At 52.5% G+C, this 3,177-nt stretch carries 2 protein-coding genes and 1 pseudogene; 1 reads left to right on the forward strand and 2 read right to left on the reverse strand.

What is annotated here, in order from left to right; all coding sequences use genetic code 11:
• Positions 1 to 282 precede the first annotated feature (282 nt).
• Positions 283 to 468, reverse strand: a complete 186-nt coding sequence (locus AAAC48_RS21150; RefSeq protein ID WP_340656080.1) for a hypothetical protein — start codon at positions 466 to 468, stop codon at positions 283 to 285.
• Positions 469 to 2,069: 1,601 nt separating this feature from the next.
• A complete protein-coding gene (locus AAAC48_RS21155; protein ID WP_340656081.1) occupies positions 2,070 to 2,843 on the reverse strand; it encodes a GntR family transcriptional regulator in 774 nt (257 codons plus the stop codon).
• Positions 2,844 to 3,035: 192 nt separating this feature from the next.
• On the opposite strand from AAAC48_RS21155, the pseudogene AAAC48_RS21160 reads away from it, so the two are divergent.
• A pseudogene (locus AAAC48_RS21160) lies at positions 3,036 to 3,177 on the forward strand (6-phospho-beta-glucosidase); the annotation flags it as partial.

A 3,177-nucleotide genomic window follows, 5' to 3' on the forward strand; every position in this document is an offset into this window, starting at 1 on the left:
AACAGGAGCGCCTTAAAGGTGGGAAGTTCCGGCGGGCGCAGTTCCAAAACCAACACTGTGATAAGGACGGCGAACACGGCGTCGGAGAATGCGCTCAATCGCTCCGGGGTCGCTCTAGCGTGGACCACTGTCGTATCCTTCGCTGTGCGTTGCCGCCGAGTCGGATGCCCCCGGCATTGACTCTTCGATGACTCCCAGAAATTCGGGGGTCAAGGTGTGAGGCTGACTGATCCGGACTTGCAGCGTTTCGACGAGGATATCTGATCGATGCCCGCGGGTCGCTCATTGCCAGTCACCGCTCATCAACTTGATGATCATGTCTATTTCGCGCCAGTTAGCGATCATCTCCATGAGCAACCGTTCGCTGCAACCGCTCAAAAGTATGATGAACTCCCGCTCGGTAACGCCGATGCGGGACAGCTTTTCGCGCAGCTTAGTCAGCGCATCACCGACGGCCATTTCCTCCATCGTTCATGCACTCCCCCTTCGTCTCGCCGCGACCCAACGATTACCCGAGCCACAGTCATTTTACGAGCCGGCATTGCAGCACAGCGGCGCACAGGATTCCACTCCATCATTATTATGAGGCTTCAGTACTCCTTCCAGACGATAGCAGGCGGCGCGATACCCCAATATCTGATCGCAAATTGAAGGAAACGGCATCGCTATTTAAGGTGTTGCGGATCAGGCTAACCGCTCGTACTGCTCTTTGCCACCGTGTCAGTTTGCCGGTTGATGGAGGCCGAGGCGTCGTCTCAATGAATATGCCTGCTTCTCTCGCAGCCTTGACAAATGCCACGCGAGCAAGGGCCGCCAAGCAAGCACCGGCCAGGCATGTCAGCAATATCTCTTTGCAGTTTTCGAGCTTCGGCCCTGCTTGGTCTTCCGACGGCCTTGCCATCCCGCAGGACGAAGACGATTTTGAATGGCCTGTAATCTCCCATAGACACAATCGGTATCCGAAAGGCGTTGGTTCTGGCCTTAGTCCTTTCGAACAATCTGATCCTCGCGCATTTCGAACACGCCATCGTGAACGACTTGAGCATCAAAGTCAGCCAGCAGCTCGCTCCATCTGCCCAGAACCCGCGCGCATGATCGGCATTGTATGAGGGTGTGGTTTTGTACGTTGTCAGGCATACGCAGATAGAACGTTCCGCAGTCGGGGCACTCTAGCTTATGGCTCAGATTGTCTGGCACCGCTTTCGTCCCTTGATCAAATGCCGCGTTGATAATAGGCGAACCATGACGGTTTTTCGATGCGCGGCGATTAACGCAATTATTTCATAATCGCGGGTACCTTTGTCGAAAAGCTTCATTATTGTTCGAGCCAAACGGTCATTGTGTTCATAAAAAAGCTGGGTCTTGTCTGAGTCTCTCGCATGCTATGAGATGAGCGTGCTCCATGATCTGCCGGTCGTCTTTGCTGTAGGTGAGTTGATCGAAAACATGCAGCAATTTAGCAGGCTCCCCCTTTACCAATAGCAGTCGAAATCACCGAAACATGTTCAGGTACGTGAGGTCCAGCCTCGGGCTTTGGGGGAGACGCTAGGCCTCCGCTGGATCCGGGATAGGATTTCTCAACTCTTGAATCATATCCTTTCGCAGATTGTTTCGATACTACCCAATTGTGTTGAACACGCCGTCCTAAACGAGGTCGGCGGCTATCGGATGATAACATCCGTGGAAGACGTCGGTGAGTTCCCTGCCCATGACTGGCCGACAGAGAAGGGCCCTTCACTTTAGAAATTGCTTTGTAAGTCAACGATGAATGGACAAAACTCCAAAGCCGCTACAATCAGTGTCGGTAGTTCCGTCAGGCTTTCTGCTCGGATCTGAGTGGTTGGCCCATAATAAAACGCGTTCTGAGTCAGTTCTCCGATATCGAGGCTGAAGCCGAGGACTACTCCCAGCAGGAGTACGAGCGGATGGGACAACATTTTTTGTCCTGACCGCCATGATCAATCGGATTTCGCTTCTGGCGCACTCGCCACACGCATGTTGCGGTAATCAGCACGGTATTTTTTAAGCAAGCGAATGCCGATCACCCAGCGTTTCCGCCTCTCCTTGCCCTAATCGCGTCGGCGGAATTGGGTCAGGGACAGTGGATAACGCACCGGGTGATAAGCCATGGCGCTGACATTGACCGGGCGATATTCGTTGTCATAGGAAATCTGGTCGAGCGTTAGTACAGCTGCCGGAAGATCAAGCTGCAGAAGGTTGGCTTCTAGTTCCGAAGCCAGCCGAGCACTCAATGTTGACTGACCGCGCGTCGGTATGATGCCATAGCGGTTGTTGAACTCTGCATAGAGCGATCTGTTTCCCGACGTCCAGTCTATATCGAGAATGTCTGGCGCTATCGCTTCGGCGAACCAATCCCTCTGCACGACAACCGGCAAGTCATCCAGAAAGCGAAGTCGTTCGAGAAAAACAACATTCGATCCAGCCGGTAGGGAGAGAGGTCGAGCGATATCCAAATCTGCCTGAATGATAGCGCTATTCAGCAAGCGCATTCCCGGTTTTCGGTTGTTCGCTTGGGCGGTTTCAGTGAAGCTGCGAACAACTTCAATTTCATAAGTTGGTTTTGGCTCAGTTACATAAATGCCTTTTCCTGCTCGCGTTTGCAGGAACCCAAGATTCTCAAGATCCTTTATGGCTTGTCTAACGGTAATGCGGCTTACGCCATACATCTCTACAAGCTCGCGCTCAGAAGGTATCTTGTCGTTGACGGCAAATACCTTGCTGTCGATCTGGTCTCTCAGGATCACACGCAGCTGGACGTATAATGGGTCGGGGTGATTTCGATCGATCAATCTTGTTCCGCCCAGCGGCCCTTTAAACTGCATTTCTTGTTTTTGCCCATTCTCGGATGACTTTGCCAGATTGCACCTTCCTCAATCCAATACAAGCCACGGTTTCATTGGTCGTGTGCACTGTGTCAGCGGGTACAAGTCCGATCAAAAAATGTGGTTCGGCAGAAGTTGACATAACTGGTTATGACCAGTACGGATATCACATTTGCAGCATTGGAGCAATCGATGAAGCTTACGTTAGTTGGTGGCGGCGGTGTGAGAGCGCCACTATTTGTGGGATCGGCGCTCAGACGTGCGGAGCGGAGCGGGCTGACCGAAATTTGTCTGCAGGACATCAATGAAGCAAAGCTGGACCTCTTCGGACGGA

It is taken from the genome of Phyllobacterium sp., from assembly GCF_037994405.1.
Lineage (GTDB): Bacteria > Pseudomonadota > Alphaproteobacteria > Rhizobiales > Rhizobiaceae > Phyllobacterium.

Bases quoted from the DNA above. Each gene is read 5' to 3' on its own strand.
- AAAC48_RS21150 (WP_340656080.1), bottom strand. From the start codon at position 468: ATGGAGGAAATGGCCGTCGGTGATGCGCTGACTAAGCTGCGCGAAAAG.
- AAAC48_RS21155 (WP_340656081.1), bottom strand. From the start codon at position 2,843: ATGCAGTTTAAAGGGCCGCTGGGCGGAACAAGATTGATCGATCGAAAT.